Here is a 20,919-nt window from a genome sequence, read left to right as displayed (position 1 = left end):
CTGATCATAGGTTCAGGACGTCGCCTGCCCGGTCCGCGTCCCGCCACCCCGGGAGGTCCGAACCCGCCGCCCAGGTCGAGTGGGTGCCGCTCGAGACCCGTTCGGGGAGTCCGATCCGCGCGAGCGGTCCGTCCCCCGGTTGCCGCGCGTCGAAGACCAGGCATTCGGACCGGTCCCGGTTCATGTCGGTGGTGATCGTGATCAGGTAGCCGTCGTCCTCGGCGGCCGACCCGGTGCGGGGCGCCATCACGGTCTCGCTGCCGAAGACGCCCTCGCCGAACGAGTAGTGCTCCTCCGCCCCCGTCTGCACGTCGTTTTTGACGAGGCCGTCGAAGAGGAACCAGCCCGGCACCCCCGTCGCGGCGTAGGTGTAGCGGTGGCGGACGCCGCCGTGATGCGGATTGATCATCCCGAATTCGGTGACGGACTCGGACAGCCGTTCCTCGGTGAGCGAGCCGGTGCGCAGGTTCAGCCGCCAGCGGTGCAGGTGGGTGCCCATGCGGTCGAGCGCCAGCGAACGGAACAGCCGCCGGTAGATCGGTCCGGTGCCGTCGTCCGGCGGTTCCGGTGTCTCCTGATGGAATCCCTCGAGCACGATCTCGTCGCCGTCTTCGTAGGCGTTGGTCCAGTGCAGCACGTAGGTCGGGTCGGCGTCGAACCAGGTGATCTGGTCGGGACGGCCGCGCCGGGGAATCACGCCGAGCCGCATCGGCAGGTCGGGGTGGTAGCGCGGCACGTACCTGCCGCGCGCGAGGGCCTCCGGGATCCAGAACAGGGGGCAGTCGTTGAGAATCGCGTAGTTCTCGGTGAACGCCATGTCGTGGGGCAGGCGGGGGCCGGGCAGGGGGATGTCGACGTAGTGCACCAGCCGATCGTCGGCGTCGACCACGCCGTAGTGCAGGTACGGGGCGTCGGTGCCGTAGTTGAAGAACAGCAGTTCGCCGGTGCGGACGTCGACCTTGGGATGCGCGGAAACGCCCCAGTCGGAGGGGAATCGGCCGTCCCACGTCGCCTTGCCGAGGGTCTCGAGCGTGGTCGGGTCGAGGCGGTAGAGGTCCCCGCACTGCCAGAAGCTGGTCAGGGCGACGCCGCGATGCACGGTGACGTCCGTACTGGAGGCATCCTTCATGCGGCCGCGGGCGCCCCAGCCGTCCTGGCGGATCGAGTTCTGCGGCCGTTCGGCGATGCCCGCCCACAACGGGCCACCGGCCTCCTGCTCGGCCAGGAAGCCGTCGGTCTTCACGAATCTGTTACGGTAGAAGGCTTTTCCGTCGCGAAATCCGACGACGTGAATCATGCCGTCACCGTCGAAGGGATGATAGAGACCTTCGAGTGCCGGGTGCGCCGGGTTCTCGGTGTTGCGCAGGTACACGCCGTCGAGGTCGGCCGGCAGGTCGCCGATCACCTCGAGGTCGTCGGCACGCCGCTCCGTGTGCTGCGGGCGCCACGGACCGGTGCGGTACGGGTGGTCGTCGTCCGCGGGCAGGGTGGACAGTGCCCGTCCCAGAATCTCGAGTTCCATGGATGTCCTTTCAGCCGACGACGAAACTGACCGTGGTGGTCGTACTTCCGTCGATGTTCAGGGTCGCGGCTCGCGTGGCGCCGGGGACCTGGTAGTCGCCGGCGCGGCCGGTGATCTGGCGGTGGCAGTCCAGCAGCATCCGGACTCCGGTGGCGCCGACCGGATGCCCGCCGCCGAGAAGGCCCCCGCTGGGGTTCATGGGGATGCGGCCGCCGATTTCGAGGTCGCCGTTCTCGATCGCCTGCCAGCTCCGGCCGGGGGCGGTGATCCCGAAGTGGTCGACGGCCAGGTATTCGCTGACGGTGAAGCAGTCGTGTGTTTCGATCAGGTCGAGGTCCCGGACGCCGCCGATGCCGCTCCGCTCGAACGCGTCGACGATCGTGGCGCGCACGTGGGGCATGACGAGGGGATCGTCGCCGTCGCGGGCGAGCTTGCCGGACAAGGACAGTCCGACCGTGCGGTGGCCCCAGCCGAGGATGCGGGACATGTCGTCGACGGTGCGTGGGTGCCGGCTCAGGTAGCGGTTGCTCAGCAGCACCATGCCCGCGGCGCCGTCCGTCAGCGGACTGCAGTCGGTCCTGCGGAGGCGTCCCTCGACCACCGGATTGGCGGCCTCGTCCGGGCCGAAACTGCCGGGTCCGTAGGTCCGGTTGCGGGTCTGCGCATTCGGATTGGCGCGGGCGTTGCGGATGTTCAGTTCCGCGATCGCCCTCAGGTGCTCGTCGTCGAGGCCGTAGCGGCGGTCGTATTCGTCGGCGATCTTGTCGAACATGTACGGCCACATGTACTTCGCGTCGGCGCCTTCCTGTCCCACCCAGGCCGCGGCGTTCATGACCCGGGTGCCGGCGTCGCCGGGGACGCACCGTTCGAGTTCGACGCCGAGCACGAGGGCGCAGTCGTAGCGCCCGGCCTCGAGATCGGCCATCGCGGCGAGCACGGCAAGGGAGCCGGACGCGCAGGCCCCCTCGTGCCGGGTGGCCGGGATCCCCCACAGCTCGGGCAGCACGGAGGCCGGCATGCCGCCGAGGTGTCCCTGGCCGGTGTAGAGCTGTCCGAAGGCATTGCCGACGTGGATCACCCCGACGTCGGCGACGTCGATGCGGGCGTCGCGCAGCGTTTCCGTCACCGTCTCCGCGACGAGGTCCGCGATGTTCCGGTCCTCCCGGGTCAGGTTCCGCGCGAAGTCGGACTGGTATCCACCGGCGATCCACACGCCTTCAGGGTTCACGCCGCTCACCGCCTTCCGCGGGGGTCGACCATACGTGGCTTCAACTACAGTAAACAGAGTGACCAGGCGGACGCAACGACGATGTGCGCGCAGGCAGCCGGGAACCGGACCGCCCGGTTGCCGCATCCCGGCCCTGGAGCCGCCCGGTCAGGCCAGCCCGGACAGCGGCGGTGCGGAGTTCTCGTCCCGCCACCCGATCGCCTCGAGGAGGCCGCTCAGGTCGTAGTCGGGACCGCCGACACCGACGGTGAACAGGGTGACGCCCGCATCGACGAAGGCGGCCGCGTGCGCGGTTCCGGGCCACGGCACGGACCGCTCGACCTCGTTCGGTGAGCGGCCGGCGTCGGCGCAGCGCGCCGCGAGGATCTCCGCCTTCTCCGTGTGGGTGTCGAGGTCCCCGAAGCTGTGCCAGATGTCGGCGTACTGCGCCACCAGCGGGATGGTCTTGCGGGGTCCGCCGCCGCCGATGAGCAGCGGGATGTGCCGGGTCGGCGGGGGGTTGAGCTTCGCGAGCCGCGCGGTGATCCGGGGCAGGTATTCGCCGAGCAGTTTCAGCCGGGAACCCTTGGTGCCGAAGTCGTAGCCGTACTCGACGTAGTCCTTCTCGAACCAGCCCGCGCCGATGCCGAGGATGAGCCGGCCGCCGCTGATGTGGTCGACGGTGCGGGCCATGTCGGCGAGCAGATCGGGATTGCGGTAGCCGCCGCCGGTGACGAGCGCTCCGATCTCGACGCGCTCGGTCTGTTCGGCCCACGCGCCGAGCATCGTCCAGCATTCGAAGTGGGCGCCGTCCGGGTCCCCGGAGAGGGGATAGAAGTGGTCCCAGTTGAAGACGATGTCGGCGCCGGCGTCCTCGGCGCGGAGCACGGTGTCGCGGATCTTCCCGTAGTCGGGCTGATGCTGGGGCTGCAGTTGAAGACCGATGCGAATGGGACGGTGCATGAGTCAACGGTAGGGCCGTCGCGCCGGTCCCGCAGCCGATCCGTGTGGGCGTCCCGGTGGTGCAGCGGACGGATCGGGCGCACAGTGAAGGAATGCGCATCACCGAGCCCGCCGCACCACCGACCGGACTGCGCCGCCGATTCCTGCGCGCTCCGATCCACCTCTACCGGATCGGGCTGGGGCGGGTGCTGGGCCGCCGGTTCCTGCTGCTGCACCACGTCGGCCGGCGCAGCGGAGTGCCGCGGCAGACGGTGCTCGAGGTGGTGAACCACGAGGACACGTCCGGTGGATTCGTCGTGGCCGTCGGCTTCGGGAAGCAGACCGATTGGTACCGCAACCTGCGGGCGCATCCCGCGGCGCGGATCGAGTCGGGCCGCGAACGAGTCGCGGTGGCCGCGGAGTTCCTCGATCCGGAGGAGGCGGCGGAGTTCATGGCGCGGTACGGGCGCCGGCACCCGAAGGTCGCGCCGCGGTTGTGCGCGGCTATGGGCTTCGACGTCGACGGCAGCGAGGCCGACTACCGGGCGGCGGGCCGGCATCTGCGGTTCGTGCGGTTGCGCCGTACCTACAGACCGGTCAGCGATCCGCGCCGGTGAGGCTCGCGAACCGCTGCGCCAGGCCCTGCAGGAACGACTCGAGCGCCAGCTCGAAGCCGTCGCGGTCGATCTCGTCCGCGTGCTCGCGCAGCCGGTGTGCCTGGGACAGATGGGGATAGCGCTCCCGGTAGATGGTGAGGTCGTCGAGGAAGCCGCCCGAGAACGAGGCGATGGCCGAGCCGACGACGATGTACTTGATCGACGCGCCGATCAGGGTCGCGGTCCGTGGCGGCCACCCGGCCCGGGTCAGGCCGCCGTGCACGGCGTTGGCCTGATCGAGCGCGACCTCGCGCCGGCCCGGGCTGCGCGCGAGGAACGGTACGAGGTTCGGGTGCTCGGCGAGAGCGGCGCGGTAGGACCTCGCCCAGACGCGCAGCGCCTCCTGCCAGTCGTCGGTGTCGAATCCGCTGATGTCGACGGACTCGCCGACCTGGTCGGCGATGTCGTCGAGCAGCTCGTCCTTGTTCGAGTAGTGGCTGTACAGCGACGGCGCGCTGACATGGAGCTCGGCGGCGATCTTGCGCATGGACAGTTCGTCGAGTCCGTGCGCGTCGACGAGGCGCAGGGCGGTCTCGCGGATGAGCGGGCGGCTGAGCAGCGGGGTACGGGGTCGTGCCATCGGCGCTCCTTCCTCGGCGTCGGTCCGGGGGTCGGTCCCGGGGTCGGCCTGGACAACCTAACAGTGTCAAGTTACAGTACGGGTGTACGCAGCACCAGGGCGAACGAGCCCCCATCCCTCCGCGAATCATGCAGCGTGAAAACGGGATCGGGCCGTGGTCCCATGCTGCGCTCGCACAGGCACAACCGTGACGGAAGGCCCCCATGAACCTGAAGCTCACCGACGAAGAGCTCGCGTTCCGCGACGAACTGCGCACGTTCTTCACCACCGAGTTCCCCGCCGAGATCCGAGAGAAAGTGGCTGCCGGCCGGCACCTGGACCGCGACGAGGTCGTCCGGAGCCAGCAGATCCTCAACGCCAAGGGTCTGGCGGTGCCGAACTGGCCCGTCGAGTGGGGCGGCAAGGACTGGACCCCCGTGCAGCGAAACATCTGGCTCAACGAGATGCAGCTCGCCTCGGTGCCCGATCCGCTGCCGTTCAACGCATCCATGATCGGTCCCGTGATCGCGCAGTTCGGCTCGCAGGAGATGAAGGAGCGCTTCCTGCCCGCCACCGCGAACCTCGACATCTGGTGGTGCCAGGGATTCTCGGAGCCCGAGGCCGGCTCCGACCTGGCCTCACTCAAGACCCGCGCGGTGCGAGACGGCGACGACTACATCGTCAACGGCCAGAAGACGTGGACCACCCTCGCCCAGCACGCCGACTGGATCTTCTGCCTGGTGCGCACCGACCCGGATGCGCCGAAGAAGCAGGCCGGCATCTCGATGCTGCTCATCGACATGACCACGCCCGGCGTGACCGTCCGCCCGATCAAGCTCGTCGACGGCAGCTACGAGGTCAACGAGGTCTTCTTCGAGAACGTGCGGGTCCCCGCCGAGAACCTGGTCGGCGAGGAGAACGCGGGCTGGAGCTACGCGAAGTTCCTGCTCGGCAACGAACGCACCGGCATCGCCCGCGTCGGCGCCACCAAGGTGCGGCTCGCCCGCGCCAAGCAGCTCGCCGCGCAGACCCGGACCGGATCCGGCACCCTGATCGACGACCCGCTGTTCGCCGCGCGCCTCGCCGAGCTCGAGAACGAACTGCTCACGCTCGAGCTCACGCAGCTGCGGGTGGTCGCCGGGTCCGCCGACGGCAAGCCCAATCCGGCGTCGTCGCTGCTGAAGCTGCGCGGCTCGGAGTTGCAGCAGGCGGTCACCGAACTGCTCACCGACATCGCCGGACCCGACTCGCTGCCCGTCGGCGCCGCGGGCATCGACTCGCCGGAGTGGGCGCAGCACACCGCCCCGACCTACCTGAACTACCGCAAGGTGTCCATCTACGGCGGGTCGAGCGAGGTGCAGCGCTCGATCATTGCCTCCTCCATCCTCGGATTGTGAGCCACTGTCATGAACTTCGAACTCGATACCGAACAGGACCTGCTCCGCAAGACCGTCCGCGACGTGCTCTCGGGCACCTACGACACCGAGACCCGTAACAAGGTCGCCGACACCGACCGCGGCTGGAGCGACGACGTGTGGCGTCAGCTCGCCGAACTCGGCGTGCTCGGCCTGCCGTTCGCCGAGGAGCACGGCGGAATGGGCGCCGGACCGGTGGAGATCATGGCCGTCATGGGCGAGATCGGCCGAGCCCTGGCCCCCGAACCGCTGCTGAATGCGGTGTTCCTGCCGGGCGGCCTCGTCGCCGAGGTCGGCACCGACGAGCAGCGCGCGGACCTCCTGCCGCGGCTGTCCGAGGGCGCGCTGCTGCTCGCGTTCGCCCACGACGAGCCCGGCAGCCGGTGGCCCGCCACCGAGGTCGCCACGACCGCCGCCCGCACCGGCGACACCTGGGCCCTCACCGGCCGCAAGAATCCTGTGCTGCACGGGGATTGCGCCGAGACGTTCGTCGTGTCCGCCCGTCTTCCCGAGGGCGGTGTCGGGCTGTTCCTCGTCGACGCCGACGCGGCCGGCGTCACCCGCACCGCGTACCGCACCCACGACGAGCGCCGCGCCGCGCAACTCGTCCTCGACTCGGCCGTCGCCGTGCCGCTCGGTGCGGCCGTGGACGCGACGGCGGCGATCACCGCCGCCCAGGTACGGGCCCAGGCCGCCCTGTGCGCGGAGGCGGTCGGCGCGCTGGCCGAGACGCTGCGCCTGACGACCGATTACCTCAAGCAGCGCAAGCAGTTCGGCGCTCCCCTCGCCCGCTTCCAGGCCCTGACCCACCGCGCGGCCGACATGTACGTGCTGCTCGAGCTGGCGTCGAGCATGAGCCTGTACGCCACCATGGCCCTCGCCGACGGCATCGTCGACCCGACCATCGCGTCGCGGGCCAAGCTGCAGGTGGGCCGGTCGGCACGGAAGGTCGGGCAGGAGGCGATCCAGATGCACGGCGGTATCGGCATCACCGCCGAATACCCGGTCGGCCACTACGTGAGCCGGCTGACTGCGATCGAGCACACGCTCGGCACCGTGGAGGATCACGTGCGGATCCTCGCCGGGGCCGTCGCGGACCACGACCGCATCGAGGTCGCCGGCATGTGAGCGGCGCGGGCTCACTCCCGGGGCAGCAGCGTCCCCAGCGGTCCGAGGTCGATGTTGAGATCCTCGGGGGTGAGCCCGAAGTGGTCACGCAACTCCCCCATGCGTTCCTCGAGCAGCATGAGGGTGGTGCCGATGCGCTCGATCTGCTCGTCGCTCAGGTCCCCCTCGTCCACGCGCCGCAGCGCCTGCCGCTCCATCAGCTGCCGCAGCAGCTCCACGAGGGTGAGGACGAGCGTGACCAGCCCACGCTCGACCGACTCGGGATCCGAGTCGATACGCGGTGAAATGCCGTCGAATTCACTCATCCGGCGCCTCCAGGGCGTCGCGAGGGACGGGCGGTTCGATCCCGGTTGCCGACAGCGTGCTGATGGACGAGATCAGGGCACGCAGCGAGATCTGCACCATGTCGACGTCCGCGATGGAGAGCTTGATGTCGCCGGTGATGACGACCCCGCCGGCGAGCACCCGGTCCAGCAGGTCGATGAGGGCGATGCGGCGCTCGCCGTCGGCGCTCTCGCTGACGTGATTCATGGGGATGTCCGCTCCACACCGGCGAACGAATACGGCGGCCACGGCCCGGTCAGCTCGAGCCGGATCCCGGGAAACTCCTTGCCGAGTTCCTCGACCGTCGCCGCGAACTCGTCCGCGCGGTCGTCGTCCACCAGATAGGTTCCGTTGAGCACCATCCAGTCCCGCCGGCCGCTCAGCGCCGGATCCGTCGCGGCTTGACGCCGGCCGGCGGCGGCCTGCCGCACCAACCGGGAGTGGATCTCGTCGGCGCGGGCCGCGGCGTCGCGCTCGACGGACTCCTGCGCCGACAGCTGGGCGCGGCGACGGAGCAGGTAGGCGGTGCCGGAGCCCTTGGCGCTGCCCGCGATCTGCGCCTCCGCCACCGCGTCGGCGAGGGCCCGCCGGTCGCCGTACGCCTTGACCCCCCACTCCGTGCGGCCGGTCACCAGGGCCAGCGCCGACTCGAAGTCCGCACGCCGCTCGTCCAGCAGATCGCGCACGCGGGCGTCGTCGAGATAGACGGTGGCCAGGCGCAGCGGGATCACCGCACCCCGCCGCACGAGGGCGGACACCACGGCGTCGTGCGCCCGGGCCGTCGCCTCGAGCCACTGTAGGTCCTCGAGGTTGTGCCGCAACGGCTCCTCCCCGAACACCTCGAGCGGCACCGAACCCACGACGGCGGAGTGGCCCCCGGCGGTCACGGCGCGCACCGCTTCCCCTGCGACGCCGGTGAGCCCGCCGAGGTCCTCCTCGGCGAGCCCGTCGTCCGTCACGGCGTACAACCACACTCCGGTTCCGTCAGTCACGATCCTCCTCTTCCACACGAGCGCTCTCGACGGCCTCGCGGCGGCCCTGCCCGGACTCGAGTTCGGCGATCCGCTCGCGCAGCCGCCGGTTCTCGAGTTCCAGCTTGTCGTCCTCCCGATCGATCTCGCGGTTGCGGGCCTTGCTGCTGAGCCACGGATCCGACTCCCACCAGTCGATGCCCACGGCCTTCGCCGTCTCGAGGGAGGCGATCACCAACCGCAGTTTGATGGTGAGCAACTCGATGTCGAGCAGATTGACCTGGATGTCGCCGGCGATCACCAGGCCCTTGTCGAGGACCCGCTCGAGGATGTCGCCGAGGTTCGTCGACTGGTGACCGCCCCCGGACGGCTGCGGCGACGAGCTGCCCCCCATCACGGTCATCGCCGGGCCCTTTCGCCGATGTCGCTGCTGCCGCGGCCGTAGCGCTTGGTTCGGCGGTATGCCAGCAGGTTTCCGTCCAGGTCGATCTCCACCTCGTAGAGGGCCAGCATGTCCGCCGACGACGGGATGCGCCGATCCTCGAGCACCTCGATCTCCACGGTCCAGCCGTGATCGGCCGGCTCCACCGAGGTGGCCCCCTGGGGCTCCTTCGAGGTCAGCTCCACGAGGTGCTCGAGGGCGGCCGCGGCGGCCTCCCCTGCCGTCAGGGGCGGCGGCTGCTCGTCGTCGTCGTAGACGTCGTCGGAATCCTCGGGCGTCGCCCTGCCGCTCACAGGTTCTCACTCCCCCCGGCGGGTGCCGTACCGCCGCCAGGCCGGATCATGCGGTCGAGGACCGCCTGCTGCGCCTTCTCCTTCTCGTCCTCCGACAGTCGACCGGCCGCCGCCGCCTCGTCGATCTCCTCGAGTTCCCTCCGAATGGTCGCCGGATCGTGGAGTGTCTGCTCGACCTGGTCCTGGATGACTTCGCCGAGCCAGAGCACGCCTTTGACCGGGGCGAGCGGCAACAAGAGGATGGACGAGATCAGTCCCATGTGTCAGCCCTCCGGTTCCCGCTTCATCACGAAGTCGTACGCCGCCATCGGGCCCAGCAGTGTCATCTCGACCCGGCCGTCCCACTCGTGCGCGAGCGAACCCACCGCCTCCTCGAGCTCGCCCTGACGGTCGAGTTCGACGAGGACGGCGACGTGGGCCGCGTCCTCCTCATGCGTGGGCTGCCGCTCGTTGACCATCGGTTCGAGGGCCTCGAGGGCGTCGATCACCCGGCGGGTGTCCTCGGCGCGTTTGGTCTCGATCGCCTGGCTGATGATCTCCCCGAGAGCCATGCGGGCGTCGCGGGTGGCGTCCTCCGACTTGTCGCGGATCTCGTCGCGCAGCCGGGCGGCCTCGGAGTTCTCGTCGAGCACCTCGCGCAGGACCGCGTTCTCGACGTAGCGGCCCTTGATCACGAACTGCGCACGCCCCTCGAGCTCGTCCAGTGCTGCCTTCAGCTCGTCGTGGTTCTCCTCAAGCAGCTCCCTCTCCACCGCCTCCGCATCCGTCATCACCGCCCCGAACCGCAGCGGCAGCACGGGTGCGACGGCCGCGGAACCGTCCAGCAGTTCCGCGTGCGCCTTCAGATCGTCGGGCGTGCCGAGCGGCCGGTCGACCGAGATCTCGCTGACCAGTGCGGCGATGTCGCCGTGGCGCACCACCGCAACGTCGCTCTGGGGCTTCCCCACGCCCTTCGCGTGCTCCTCGGGCTCCACGTCGGCCGGCACGATGCCGTAGACGTACATCGCGGTGCTCTGCCCGCCCTCGCTCTCGGGTGCCTCTGCGGCCTGATCGGTGGACATCAATCCCCCCTTCTCTTCGGTCGGCTGGCCGTCTGCCGTTTGTCTTCCACGTCGCCGAGGAAGTCCATGACCTTCTCGCCCGCGGCCTCGAGCGCGCCCTTGGTCTTGTGCTTCGCCCCGCCCTGGGTGATGTCACCGACGAGGTCGGGCAGGCCCTTCGGTTCGTTCTGCGAGATCTCGAGCCGGTTCACCGCCTCGGCGAACCGCAGATAGGTATCGACACTGGCCACCACGATGCGTGCGTCGATGGTCAGCAGTTCGATGCCCACCAGCGACACCCGCACGAACGCGTCGATGACGAGTCCCTTGTCCAGGATGGTGTCGATGACGTCGGCCAGACCGGAGGAGTTGGGGCGGGCCATCGTGCCGCCGCCACCTCCGCCGCCGCCGCCGCCGGCGGGTTGGATGGTCATGTGCGTGCTCCTCGCCTGGCACCCTTGCGGGTGCTTGTGCCCGCGCGCCGTCGACGTGCGGGTGCCGGTTCCTCCTCCGGCTCCTCGTCGGCTTCGTCCTGCAGGCCCTCGTCTTCCTCGTCCTGATCCTCGGGGAGCTCCTCCTCGTCCTCCTCTTCGGAGAGTTCGTCCTCGGGGAGTTCCTCCTCGTCCTCGGTCTCTTCCTCGGCGAGTTCGTCCTCCGCGCCTTCGTCCCCGACGTCCTGCTCCTGGTCCTCCTGCTCCTGTTCTTCCTCTTCGCGCCGGGCGGTCTCGTCGTCCTTGACGACCTCGCTGTCGCGGATCTCGCCGTGCCAGCCCTGGATGTCCTCGGCGTGCAGGACGGCCTCGGTCATCACATGGCGTTCGAAGTGCTTGAGCTCCAGTCGTGCTCGTCGTCCCACGGCTCGCCACAGGTTGGCCGTCTTCTCGAACAGCCCCTTGGGGTGGTACTCGAGCACCATGATGATGCGGGTCAGGTTGTCGGTGATCTCGTGGAAGGTCACCGCCCCGTCGATGTAGCCCTTGGCGCCCTTCGAGCGCCACACGATCCGATCGAACGGAACCTGTTCGAGGATCGTCGACTCCCAGTTGCGCCGGGACCAGAACACCTTGCCGGTCCACTGCAGCTTCTCGTCCGAGGCCTGCTCGACCTGCTCGACCTTCTTCATGAACTTCGGCCAGTCCGCGAACAGGGTCCACTGGTCGTAGGCGAGCCGGATCGGAACGCCGACGTCGACCTGTTCGACGATATTGGTGAGCTTGATCTTCTTGCCGCCGCCGCCCTTACCCTTGCCGCCTCCGCCGAGGGATTCCTTCACGTCCTCGAACTTGTCCTTGGCGGTCTGCTTGATGTTCTCCATGGCTCCGCTGAACCGCGACTCGCCCTCGCCGGACTTCTGCACACCGGTCACCGCTCCGAGCAGGTTCCCGCCCCCGCCCTCGGCATAGTCGTTGAGGCGCCCGGCAGTCCCGGTCACCTTGTCGGAGACCGCCGACAGGGCACGCTCGGCAAACGTTCCGGCCAGACCCTGCAGTGATTTCTGCAGGTGCTTGGTGGGTGAGAGGTCCTGCACCGCCTTGCCGGCGCTTCCGGCCGCCCCGGTGGCCGTCTTACCGGCCTGTCCCGCGGTGCCGGCGGCGGTCTTGCCGGCCTTGCCCACGGTCTCCGTGGCGGTCTTGCCCAGCCGGCGGGTGGCCTCTCCGAGTGTTCGCGTCATCGGACTCACTTCCTCGTCCGCCGGACCGGAGCGCGTCCGGTGGCGGATGCCGCGGCGCGGGTGCTGCGCCGCCGGGGCTTCGACGGCTCCTCGTCCTCGTCGCCGGCCTCGTCCGGTTCCTGTGGCTTCGACTTGGCCCGGGATGCCTTGGGACGGCTCGCGGATTCCGCGGTACGCCGTCGGGCGGCGGGCCGCCGCCGCGCGGGCTTCGGGGCCTCCTCCTCGGCTTCTTCCTCCTCGGCTTCCTCGGCCTCTTCCGGAGCGCCCTCTTCCTCCTCGTCGGCCTCTTCCTCTTCGGCTTCCTCTTCCGGGTACTCCTCCTCCTCGGCGGACTCCTCGCCCGGCTCCTCCTCGTATTCGCCTTCGGCGTACTCGTCTTCGGGTCCCTCGTCGGCGTACTCCTCTTCCTCCGGCTCCTCCTCGGCAGCCTTGGAACGTCCGGCGGCGCGCTGCTGGAGCCGATCGTTGAGCGAATCGATCCGGTTGCTCGCGGCGGTGACCGCGGCCGCGCGGGCGGCGCTCATCAGTTCGCCACGAACCGAATCGGTGATCTTGACGAGTTCCGGTGAGGACCCGACCATCGAGGCCCCACGCTTGAGGATGTCCTGCGGGTTGCTGGGCAGGCGTCCCGTCAGGCCTGCCCCCGCGAGCATCAACGCCAGCCGCATCTTGTGCGTGCGACCGAGGAAGTACCCGATACTCACCCCGGCGGCAACTCGTGCCCCACCTTTCATGACCATTCTCCTTCGCCTGCAAGTGGCCGCGATGCGGGCAGGTTCTCGGCTGCGCACGATGTCTGGTCCGGTGCGTCGGGCCCGCGGTGCGGTTCGAATGTGGTGTAGCCCACACTACGCATTTCAAACATCGGTTCGCTGACGATCAACAGGAATGCGCGTGCGGCACCATCAGGGTGTGATAAAGGACTGATCGGTATGTCCCGGAGGTGTTTCCCGGCGGCACCCCGGGGGTATGACCACCCTCGACGGGGCGCGGCTCCGTCCCCGCAGAAATGCTAAGGAGGGCACCATGGCTCACCTCGCCAACAAGGTGATGCACAAGGCCGAGGAAGTGGTCGGCAAGACCCGGTACAACCTGGGCAAGCGGACCGGAAACAAGAACCTGCAGAGCGTGGGCAGGCGCGGCCAGGTCTCCGGGCGCGTCAAGCAGTTCGGCGACAACCTCACCCACGCGGTAAGGAATGCCCAAGGACGATTCAAGAACAGGTCACATCGTTCCGATCTCCGCTGAGCCTCCCGGCGCGCCGCCGGCGGGTGTCATTCGCAGGCGGCGAAGCCGCAGGCGCGCAGGGCGAACGCCGCCTCGGGCCCGATGATCTCGCCGACCAGGGTCAGGAACCGGTCGACGAACGCGGGCCCGTGCGGCGGCTCCGCCGGATCGTCCGGATCGGACGCATCCAGATGGTGCGCCAGCTCGTGCAGCACCACCAGCTCGCGGAACGCCCACGCGGTGTTCGCGCGGTGCTCCGGGAGCGCGATTGTGGCGCAATCGCTTTCGTAGTGAGCGGCGGCATGGCCGGCGCGTGCGCGGACGCGCACCCGCACCGACGCCCGCGACCAGCGCGCCCGCACCCAGTTCAGCGCCAGCACCGAGTCCACGTACGCCTGGACGGAATCGATGGAGGCGAAGCGCCGCTCCGCCGGCAGGGTCACCTGCGACCCGGCGAGCTCCACCACCCGGAGTCCGCGCTCGTCGGCGCGGTCGAACATCTTGCGTACCAAGGACTCCGCCTCGTAGACGGCGGTCCTCTGGGTGTCGCGCAGTCGGGTCACCGCGGCAACCGCCGGGCCGGAGTCGGCAGTTCCGGAGCCGTTCCCAGGCGCGCCTGCCGTCCCGCCCGGTCCCCCGCGCGACGGGCGTCGGACGAGTGCCCCACCCCCACCCCCGGCCCGCGCCAGCTGCCGCGCGCCTCGGACGTGCTGCGGTAGAAGTCTCGCAGCTCGATCTGCTTGTCCCGCAGTACCAGGGCCGTGCCCGGTGCGGCGGCCGCCGCCTCCTGCTCCGCGTCCTGCTTCGCCTCCGCGAGCCGCCGGCCGATCCGCGCCGCGAACGCCGACTGGAAGTTCAGCCGCGCGGTGACGGCCGCGACGGGCCGGCGCACCCGGGCCCGCACCCGCCGTCCCCCGCGGGTCTCGACCACCGTGCGCACCGTCGTCTCCTCCTTGTAGGTGCCCGAGCGCAGGTACGCGTCGGAGGCGCGGACCATCTGCACCAGCAGCGAGGAGTACAGCGCCTCGCACACGTCGATGTCGGAGGCGAAGCCGTAGGCGTAGATCACCGTCGACGTCGTGGTGATGTCGCACTGGACGTCGTTGGCGGCGGCGATCGCCAGGAACAGCTGCGCGTACGTCCGCAACCCCTTCCGGCCGGCCTCGCCGATGGTGATCAGGCGCTGCACGGGGGTGGCCCGGCGCTCCCGGCCCGCCGTGTGGGCACGCGCCACCGCCAGATCCACCGACGCCGCCGTGGCCAGCCGCTGCGCGGCGGCGAGGAACGCGTCGGCCTCGTGGGGGTTGTCGGTGGATTCCGCCTGACGGAGCAGGCCACCGATGCGGGTCAGCATCTTCTCCGAACTCACCCAGGCAGGCTACGCCGTGGTGCCCTTTCGGACCCGTGGTGATCCGAAAGGACACCACGGCGACGGGGTCGCCTATTCTCCTGCCATGGCCCCAGTGACCTTCGACCACGCGACCTGTCTGTTCCCCGGGTCGACCACGCCTGCCGTCGACGCGTTGAACCTGGAGATCGAGGACGGCGAGTTCCTCGTCCTGGTCGGCCCGTCCGGCTGCGGCAAGTCCACCTCCCTGCGGATGCTCGCGGGACTCGAACAGGTGCACAGCGGACGCATCCTCATCGGCGGCCGCGACGTCACGGCGCAGGAGCCCAAGGACCGGGACATCGCGATGGTGTTCCAGAACTACGCCCTCTACCCGCACATGTCCGTCGCCGAGAACATGGGCTTCGCCCTCAAGCTCGCCAAGACGCCGAAGGCGGAGATCCGCGCGCGGGTCGAGGAGGTCGCGAAGATGCTCGACCTCGAGCAGTACCTCGACCGCAAGCCCAAGGCGCTGTCCGGTGGGCAGCGGCAGCGTGTCGCCATGGGCCGCGCCATCGTCCGCCAGCCGCAGGTGTTCCTGATGGACGAGCCGCTGTCCAACCTCGACGCGAAGCTGCGCGTGCAGACCCGCACCCAGATCGCGCAGCTGCAGCGCCGCCTCGGCACCACCACCGTCTACGTCACGCACGACCAGGTGGAGGCGATGACGATGGGCGACCGCGTCGCCGTGCTCGACAAGGGGATCCTGCAGCAGTGCGCGTCGCCGCGCGTGCTCTACAACAAGCCCGCCAACGTGTTCGTCGCCGGATTCATGGGCTCGCCGGCGATGAACCTGTTCAGGCTGCCGGTCTTCGACCGCGGGGTGATGCTCGGCGACACCGCCGTGCAGGTGCCGCGCGACGTCGTCGGCCGGGTCACCGAGTCGGAGGTGGTGGTCGGCATCCGTCCCGAGCATTTCGAGATCGCGCCCGACGGCCTGGGGATGGACGTCGACGTCGTCGAGGAACTCGGCTCCGACGCCTACATCTACGGCCGCGCCCAGATCGCCGGCCGCCCGCAGCAGGTCGTCGCGCGCGGGGACTGGCGCAATCCGCCCCACAAGGGCGAGCGGGTGCACCTGCGGTTCGACCCGGACCAGGTGCACGTCTTCACCACATCCGACGGCCGTCGCCTGGGCTGAGCCGAGCGGCAGGGCACGACACGGAACCGATCAAGGTCGCGCGGAATCCCTGCACTCCGGTGCCCTCCATGCCAGAGTAAGGGCCGATGTCGGTGGCCGGGTGCCGCCGACGAGGCTTTTCTCACGATCTCAACGGGGAGTCATTCATGATTCTGAACTCGAAGGCGATGCGCCGCGCGGCGGTCGCGGCGTCCGCCGCGTCGCTGCTGGTGCTCACGGCCTGTTCCTCCGACGGCGGCTCGGACTCGGGCAGCGAAGGGGGCACCGCCGCCGGCGGTGAGGGCCGCGGCCCCATCACGATCGTCGAGGGTCAGGATCCGCTGAACACGGCGCTCGAGAGCATCATCGCCGACTGGAACGCGGAGCACCCGGACGAGCAGGTCACCTTCAAGCCGCTGGGCAAGGAAGCGGACCAGCAGCGCGACGACATCACCCAGCGCATGCAGGCCCAGAGCGACGAGTACGACCTCATCGCCGTGGACGTCACCAACACCGCCGAGTTCGCGGCCAACGGCTGGCTGCGGCCGCTCGAGGGTGACTACGCGATCGAGACCGGCGGCCTGCTGCCCGCCACGGTCGACTCCGCCACCTACAACGGCACCCTGTACGCGGCGCCGAAGAACACCAACGGCGCGTTCCTGTACTACCGCACCGACCTGGTCGACAAGGCCCCCGCCACGTGGGCGGAGCTGAAGGAGCAGTGCCCGAAGGCGCAGGAGGCGGGCATCGACTGCTACGTCGGCCAGTTCAAGAACTACGAGGGCCTGACGGTCAACGTCTCCGAGATCGTCAACGCCTACGGTGGCAGCTTCGTCGCCGAGGACGGCACCACGCCGGCCATCGATGACAAGACCGCCGAGGGGCTGCAGTTCGTCGTCGACTCGTTCAAGGACGGGACCATCCCCGAGGCCGCGCAGACGTACACCGAGGGCGAGTCGCAGAACGCCTTCGGCGAGGGCCGCGCCCTGTTCATGCGCACCTGGCCGGGCTTCTTCACCGACGGTGAGTCCTCGTCGGTCGCCGGCCGCTACGGCATCGCGGTGCTGCCGGGCGTGGACGGCCCCGGCGCCTCCACCCTGGGCGGCTACAACGTCGGCATCAGCGCGTTCTCCGATGCGCCGGCGACCGCCCGCGACTTCCTCGAGTTCATGCAGACGCGCAAGTCGCAGACCTACTACGCCGAGGCCGGTGGCGCGCCGGTCCTCGAGGAGGTCTACGACGACCCGCAGATCCTCGAGCAGTACCCGTACTTCGCGACGCTGAAGGAATCCCTGGCCAACGCGCAGCCGCGTCCGGTCACCCCGTACTACTCGCAGGTCTCCAAGGCCATCCGCGACAACGCCTACGCGGCGATCCGCGGTGAGAAGACGGTGGATCAGGCGCTCGCGGACACCAAGGCCGGCATCGAGACCGCCGGCAACTGATGCAGGAGTAGTACATGGCGAAGCCGCAGGTCGAGCCCGCGGACCAGTCGCCCACCACCACGGTCGGGACCGCAGTGATCGGTCCCGACCGTGGCCGTGGAGGCGGCCGGCACCGGGCTCCCGAGCCCCCCGAGCCGCCGGCCGCGGCAGTGAAGGCGCGCCGGCGGATACCGGTGTGGGCGTTCGTCGCGCCGACACTGGTCGTGCTGGCCGTCGTCATCCTGTATCCGCTCGGCCGGGCGGTGTGGATGTCGTTCCACGGCGACGCGAAGAAGCTCGATCCCGAGACGGGCCGGTTCGTCACCGGCGGCTTCGTCGGCGTCGAGAACTACGTCCGCTGGATCACGCAGAGCTGCGGCACCGCGACGGGCTCGATCCCGTGCCCGCCGGGCACCCTCGGCTCGCAGTTCTGGGGTTCGGTGGGCAACACCTTCTTCTTCACCGTGGTGACGGTGGCGCTGGAGACGGTCATCGGGTTCGCGATGGCGCTGGTGATGGCGAAGTCGTTCCGCGGTCGCGGCCTGCTGCGCGCGTCGGTGCTGGTGCCGTGGGCGATCCCCACCGCGGTCACCGCGAAGCTGTGGTTCTTCATCTTCGCCAACGACGGCATCGCCAACCAGATCCTCGGCACCGAGATCCTGTGGACGGCCGACCCGTGGCCCGCGCGGTTCGCGATCATCGTCGCCGACGTGTGGAAGACCGCTCCGTTCATGGCGCTGCTCATCCTGGCCGGGCTGCAGATGATCCCGTCGGACGTGTACGAGGCCGCCAAGGTCGACGGCGCGTCCGCCTGGCAGCGGTTCACCCAGATCACGCTGCCGCTGGTGAAGCCGGCGCTCATGGTCGCGATCCTGTTCCGCACGATGGACGCGCTGCGCATGTACGACCTGCCCGCCATCATGATGGGCTCCAACCCGGCCACCTCCACCATCTCGGTGCTGGTGGTCGACCAGATGCGCCAGGGCGCGAACTCCGCGTCGGCCCTGTCGACGATCACGTTCCTCATCATCTTCGCGGTGGCGTTCGTCCTGGTCCGGTTCCTCGGCGCCAACGCGGTGCGCACGCAGGAAGAACAGCGGAAGGGGACCCCGGCATGAGCCGACCGGGCACCGGCAAGGCCCTGCGCGGCAGCATCGGCACCTACGCCGGCGTCGCACTCATCGTCGTGTGGGGCCTGGCCCCGTGCTACTGGATGATCGTCACCGCGCTGCGCGACCCGGCGGACACGTTCAGCACCACGCCGTGGCCGACGAACCCGACGCTGCAGAACTTCGCGGACGCCCTGGACCCGTCCGCGAAGGTCAACTTCTCCCGGGCGCTGCTCAACAGCGTGATCATCGCCGGGGCCACCACCGCGATCGCGCTGCTGGTCGGTGTCTTCACCGCCTACGCGCTGTCCCGGTTCGACTTCCGCGGCAAGTACTTCGTCACCGGCATCATCCTCGGCGCATCGATGTTCCCCGTCGTCGCACTGGTGACGCCGCTGTTCCAGCTGTTCACCGACATCGGCTGGATCGGCAGCTACAAGGCCCTGATCATCCCGAACATCTCGTTCGTGCTGCCGCTGACGATCTACACGCTGACCTCGTTCTTCTCCGAGCTGCCCTGGGAGCTCGAGGAGGCCGCCCGCATGGACGGCGCCAGCCGGGGCCAGGCGTTCCGGATGATCATGCTGCCGCTCGCGGCGCCGGCGCTGTTCACCACCGCGATCCTCGCGTTCATCGCGACCGTCAACGAGTTCCTGCTCATGTCGCAGCTGTCGAGCGAGAAGACCGCCCCGGTGACCGTGGCGATGGCCCGGTTCACCGGGACCGACCCGTATGTGACGCCGTATGCGTCGATCATGGCGGGCGGCACCCTGGTGATGGTGCCGCTGGTGGTGATGGTGCTGATCTTCCAGCGTCGCATCATCGCGGGCCTGACCGCCGGCGGCGTCAAGTCGTGAGCCGCCGGCCGTCGCGCCGGCAGCGGCTCGAGCTGCTGCTCGGGTTCCTGACCATGGTCACGCTGCTGGCGCTGGTCGGTGCGGTCGCCGAGCTGCTGTCCGCCTCGCCCGGGGTGGTCCCGTCGCTGGTGCTGCTCGGGTGCGTGGCGGCGTGGGGGCTGACGTTCCGGGCCTGGCGGCGCGCGGGCTCCTGAGGGGTGCCGTATCGCCGCAGCTCGGAGGCGGTTTCTCCGCCGGGGCGCGCGGGCCGAGCGGTGTCCGCGCGGCCTGCGGTACCCGTCACATCGGGACGGAACTCCGTACCATGCGATCGAGAGGGTGCGATCATTCGTCGGACCCGGATCTTTCCGAGAAAGTGGTACGTGTGAGTTCTACGACCCCGTCGAACCCCCAGCACAGGAAACCCACCGCCGCTGCGAAAGCGCGGCGGTGGCGCATCGTCGGCAACATCGCGCTCGCCGTGGTGGCCGTTCTGGTGCTCGTGCCGGCGCTCGCGTTCGCGGTGGCGTACATGTCGACGGACGTGCCCCGCCCGTCGGACATGAGGACCAATCAGGTCGCGACGGTCTACGCCGCGGACGGTACCACCGAGCTGAGCCGGATCGTGCCACCCGAGGGCAACCGTGTCGAGGTCGACCTCGCGGAGATCCCGGAGCACGTGCGCAACGCCGTGCTCTCGGCCGAGGACCGCAACTTCTACAGCAACCCGGGCTTCTCGGTCAGCGGCTTCGCCCGCGCGGCCCGCGACAACGTGCTCGGCAAGGAAACCGCCGGCGGCGGGTCCACCATCACCCAGCAGTACGTCAAGAACGTGCTCGTCGGCGCCGACCGGACCGTCACCCGCAAGATGCGGGAGCTGGTGATCTCGACGAAGATGGCCAGGCAGTGGTCCAAGGACGAGATCCTGCAGGCGTACCTGAACACCATCTACTTCGGCCGCGGCGCCTACGGCATCGCCGCCGCCGCGCAGGCGTACTTCGGCAAGCCGGTCGGGGAGCTGTCGGTGGCCGAGGGCGCTGTGCTCGCCGGGGTGATCCAGACCCCGTCGGCGCTCGACCCCGAGTTCAACCGGCCGGCGATCGAGGCGCGCTGGAACTACGTCCTCGACGGCATGGTCGAGATGGGCGAGCTCGACACCGCCGAACGCGAGGCCCAGGAGTTTCCTCCGACGGTGCCGGCCGCGCAGGCGACGCAGGCCAACGAGGCCGGCGGACCGGAGGGGCTGCTGCGCACCCAGGTGATCCGCGAGCTCGAGGCGGCGGGCATCAGCGGCCAGGTGCTCAGCACCGAGGGCCTGCAGATCACGACGACGATCGATCCGCGGGCGCAGCAGGCGGCGATCGACTCGGCTCGCGAGACCCTCGAGGGCGAACCGGCGAACCTGCGCACGGCCGTCGTGTCGATCGATCCGCGCACCGGCGCGGTCCGGGCGTACTACGGCGGCGAGGAGGGTGCCGGGTTCGACTTCGCGCAGGCACCCGTGCAGACCGGCTCGGCGTTCAAGGTGTTCGGCCTCGTCGCGGCGCTGAAGGACGGCATCGGCCTGAACGCCCGGTTCAGCAGCGCTCCGCTGACCGTCGGCAATCTCGAGATCGGCAACGTCGAGGGCGAGTCGTGCGGCGTG

General features: G+C 69.6%; 26 protein-coding genes. 10 read left to right on the top strand and 16 right to left on the bottom strand.

Features of this window, described 5'->3' with window-relative positions; translation table 11 throughout:
• Positions 1-4: 4 nt before the first annotated feature.
• The 3 genes from CQZ88_RS20960 to CQZ88_RS20950 form a co-directional block, all read right to left on the bottom strand.
• A complete protein-coding gene (locus tag CQZ88_RS20960) occupies positions 5-1,522 on the bottom strand; it encodes a carotenoid oxygenase family protein (RefSeq protein WP_102800237.1) in 1,518 nt (505 codons plus the stop codon).
• A gap of 10 nt (positions 1,523-1,532) precedes the next feature.
• Complete coding sequence (locus CQZ88_RS20955) at positions 1,533-2,759, bottom strand: acetyl-CoA acetyltransferase (protein ID WP_102800236.1); 1,227 nt, start codon at positions 2,757-2,759, stop codon at positions 1,533-1,535.
• A gap of 138 nt (positions 2,760-2,897) precedes the next feature.
• Positions 2,898-3,692 carry an LLM class F420-dependent oxidoreductase gene (locus CQZ88_RS20950; RefSeq protein ID WP_029546728.1) on the bottom strand — a complete coding sequence of 265 codons (795 nt, stop codon included), beginning with the start codon at positions 3,690-3,692 and terminating at the stop codon, positions 2,898-2,900.
• A 92-nt stretch (positions 3,693-3,784) separates the two neighbouring features.
• Here CQZ88_RS20950 and CQZ88_RS20945 point away from each other — a divergent pair, with 92 nt between their 5' ends.
• Positions 3,785-4,288: a nitroreductase family deazaflavin-dependent oxidoreductase gene (locus tag CQZ88_RS20945; protein ID WP_102800235.1), complete on the top strand. Its 504-nt coding sequence runs from the start codon at positions 3,785-3,787 to the stop codon at positions 4,286-4,288.
• On the opposite strand, the gene CQZ88_RS20940 is transcribed toward CQZ88_RS20945, so the two are convergent.
• Positions 4,269-4,907: a TetR/AcrR family transcriptional regulator gene (locus tag CQZ88_RS20940; RefSeq protein WP_006932215.1), complete on the bottom strand. Its 639-nt coding sequence runs from the start codon at positions 4,905-4,907 to the stop codon at positions 4,269-4,271. The genes CQZ88_RS20945 and CQZ88_RS20940 overlap by 20 nt on opposite strands.
• Before the next feature lie 203 nt (positions 4,908-5,110).
• On the opposite strand from CQZ88_RS20940, the gene CQZ88_RS20935 reads away from it, so the two are divergent.
• Both CQZ88_RS20935 and CQZ88_RS20930 read left to right on the top strand, forming a co-directional pair.
• A complete protein-coding gene (locus CQZ88_RS20935; RefSeq protein WP_029546726.1) occupies positions 5,111-6,283 on the top strand; it encodes an acyl-CoA dehydrogenase family protein in 1,173 nt (390 codons plus the stop codon).
• 9 nt (positions 6,284-6,292) lie between these two features.
• Positions 6,293-7,429 carry an acyl-CoA dehydrogenase family protein gene (locus tag CQZ88_RS20930; protein ID WP_043800958.1) on the top strand — a complete coding sequence of 379 codons (1,137 nt, stop codon included), beginning with the start codon at positions 6,293-6,295 and terminating at the stop codon, positions 7,427-7,429.
• Positions 7,430-7,440: 11 nt separating this feature from the next.
• Here the strand turns inward: CQZ88_RS20930 and CQZ88_RS20925 are convergent, their stop codons facing one another.
• Genes CQZ88_RS20925 through CQZ88_RS20880 form a run of 10 tightly spaced genes read right to left on the bottom strand, consistent with a single transcriptional unit; the run spans position 7,441 to position 12,905 of the window.
• Entirely contained in the window at positions 7,441-7,734 is a 294-nt protein-coding gene (locus CQZ88_RS20925; protein WP_072636705.1) for a gas vesicle protein K, read from the bottom strand.
• Positions 7,727-7,960, bottom strand: a complete 234-nt coding sequence (locus tag CQZ88_RS20920; protein ID WP_043800949.1) for a gas vesicle protein — start codon at positions 7,958-7,960, stop codon at positions 7,727-7,729. Before CQZ88_RS20920 ends, CQZ88_RS20925 begins: the two co-directional genes overlap by 8 nt.
• Complete coding sequence (locus tag CQZ88_RS20915) at positions 7,957-8,745, bottom strand: GvpL/GvpF family gas vesicle protein (RefSeq protein ID WP_029546725.1); 789 nt, start codon at positions 8,743-8,745, stop codon at positions 7,957-7,959. Before CQZ88_RS20915 ends, CQZ88_RS20920 begins: the two co-directional genes overlap by 4 nt.
• Positions 8,738-9,127: a gas vesicle protein GvpJ gene (locus CQZ88_RS20910; RefSeq protein ID WP_006932229.1), complete on the bottom strand. Its 390-nt coding sequence runs from the start codon at positions 9,125-9,127 to the stop codon at positions 8,738-8,740. The genes CQZ88_RS20915 and CQZ88_RS20910 overlap by 8 nt, the downstream gene beginning before the upstream one ends.
• Positions 9,124-9,459 (bottom strand): gas vesicle protein, encoded by a 336-nt coding sequence (locus CQZ88_RS20905; protein WP_006932231.1) that lies wholly within the window; start codon positions 9,457-9,459, stop codon positions 9,124-9,126. The genes CQZ88_RS20910 and CQZ88_RS20905 overlap by 4 nt, the downstream gene beginning before the upstream one ends.
• The gene (locus tag CQZ88_RS20900; protein WP_006932239.1) at positions 9,456-9,719 is read right to left on the bottom strand and encodes a gas vesicle protein GvpG; all 264 of its coding nucleotides are present in this window, start codon (positions 9,717-9,719) and stop codon (positions 9,456-9,458) included. Before CQZ88_RS20900 ends, CQZ88_RS20905 begins: the two co-directional genes overlap by 4 nt.
• A gap of 3 nt (positions 9,720-9,722) precedes the next feature.
• Positions 9,723-10,520 (bottom strand): GvpL/GvpF family gas vesicle protein, encoded by a 798-nt coding sequence (locus CQZ88_RS20895; protein ID WP_043800938.1) that lies wholly within the window; start codon positions 10,518-10,520, stop codon positions 9,723-9,725.
• Positions 10,520-10,933, bottom strand: a complete 414-nt coding sequence (gene gvpJ, locus CQZ88_RS20890; RefSeq protein WP_051446121.1) for a gas vesicle protein GvpJ — start codon at positions 10,931-10,933, stop codon at positions 10,520-10,522. The genes CQZ88_RS20895 and gvpJ overlap by 1 nt, the downstream gene beginning before the upstream one ends.
• Positions 10,930-12,171 carry an SRPBCC family protein gene (locus tag CQZ88_RS20885; protein WP_102800234.1) on the bottom strand — a complete coding sequence of 414 codons (1,242 nt, stop codon included), beginning with the start codon at positions 12,169-12,171 and terminating at the stop codon, positions 10,930-10,932. Before CQZ88_RS20885 ends, gvpJ begins: the two co-directional genes overlap by 4 nt.
• A 5-nt stretch (positions 12,172-12,176) precedes the next feature.
• The gene (locus tag CQZ88_RS20880) at positions 12,177-12,905 is read right to left on the bottom strand and encodes a hypothetical protein (protein ID WP_102800233.1); all 729 of its coding nucleotides are present in this window, start codon (positions 12,903-12,905) and stop codon (positions 12,177-12,179) included.
• A gap of 292 nt (positions 12,906-13,197) precedes the next feature.
• Here CQZ88_RS20880 and CQZ88_RS20875 point away from each other — a divergent pair, with 292 nt between their 5' ends.
• Positions 13,198-13,419, top strand: a complete 222-nt coding sequence (locus tag CQZ88_RS20875; protein WP_029546723.1) for a CsbD family protein — start codon at positions 13,198-13,200, stop codon at positions 13,417-13,419.
• Positions 13,420-13,445: 26 nt separating this feature from the next.
• Here CQZ88_RS20875 and CQZ88_RS20870 read toward each other — a convergent pair whose 3' ends face one another.
• Together CQZ88_RS20870 and CQZ88_RS20865 are read right to left on the bottom strand one after the other, a co-directional pair.
• On the bottom strand, positions 13,446-13,961 hold the full coding sequence (locus tag CQZ88_RS20870) for a TIGR04338 family metallohydrolase (protein WP_102800232.1): 516 nt from the start codon (positions 13,959-13,961) through the stop codon (positions 13,446-13,448).
• On the bottom strand, positions 13,958-14,767 hold the full coding sequence (locus CQZ88_RS20865) for a DUF2786 domain-containing protein (RefSeq protein ID WP_102800231.1): 810 nt from the start codon (positions 14,765-14,767) through the stop codon (positions 13,958-13,960). Before CQZ88_RS20865 ends, CQZ88_RS20870 begins: the two co-directional genes overlap by 4 nt.
• An 85-nt stretch (positions 14,768-14,852) precedes the next feature.
• Here CQZ88_RS20865 and CQZ88_RS20860 point away from each other — a divergent pair, with 85 nt between their 5' ends.
• The 6 genes from CQZ88_RS20860 to CQZ88_RS31465 all read left to right on the top strand — a co-directional run.
• A complete protein-coding gene (locus tag CQZ88_RS20860) occupies positions 14,853-15,926 on the top strand; it encodes an ABC transporter ATP-binding protein (RefSeq protein WP_029546720.1) in 1,074 nt (357 codons plus the stop codon).
• Between the two features lie 146 nt (positions 15,927-16,072).
• Positions 16,073-17,350 (top strand): ABC transporter substrate-binding protein, encoded by a 1,278-nt coding sequence (locus CQZ88_RS20855; protein ID WP_006932272.1) that lies wholly within the window; start codon positions 16,073-16,075, stop codon positions 17,348-17,350.
• Between the two features lie 14 nt (positions 17,351-17,364).
• Positions 17,365-18,447, top strand: a complete 1,083-nt coding sequence (locus tag CQZ88_RS20850) for a carbohydrate ABC transporter permease (RefSeq protein WP_029546719.1) — start codon at positions 17,365-17,367, stop codon at positions 18,445-18,447.
• Entirely contained in the window at positions 18,444-19,295 is an 852-nt protein-coding gene (locus CQZ88_RS20845) for a carbohydrate ABC transporter permease (protein ID WP_006932281.1), read from the top strand. Before CQZ88_RS20850 ends, CQZ88_RS20845 begins: the two co-directional genes overlap by 4 nt.
• On the top strand, positions 19,292-19,489 hold the full coding sequence (locus tag CQZ88_RS20840; protein ID WP_006932283.1) for a hypothetical protein: 198 nt from the start codon (positions 19,292-19,294) through the stop codon (positions 19,487-19,489). Before CQZ88_RS20845 ends, CQZ88_RS20840 begins: the two co-directional genes overlap by 4 nt.
• Positions 19,490-19,599: 110 nt before the next feature.
• Positions 19,600-20,919: transglycosylase domain-containing protein (locus tag CQZ88_RS31465; protein ID WP_258008702.1), on the top strand; the 1,320-nt coding region annotated here is incomplete at its 3' end.

Source organism: Rhodococcus sp. ENV425 (genome assembly GCF_002887785.1).
GTDB lineage: Bacteria > Actinomycetota > Actinomycetes > Mycobacteriales > Mycobacteriaceae > Rhodococcus > Rhodococcus aetherivorans.
The sequence above is the reverse complement of the archived record's forward strand: the minus strand, read 5'-3'. Positions and strand labels throughout refer to the sequence as shown.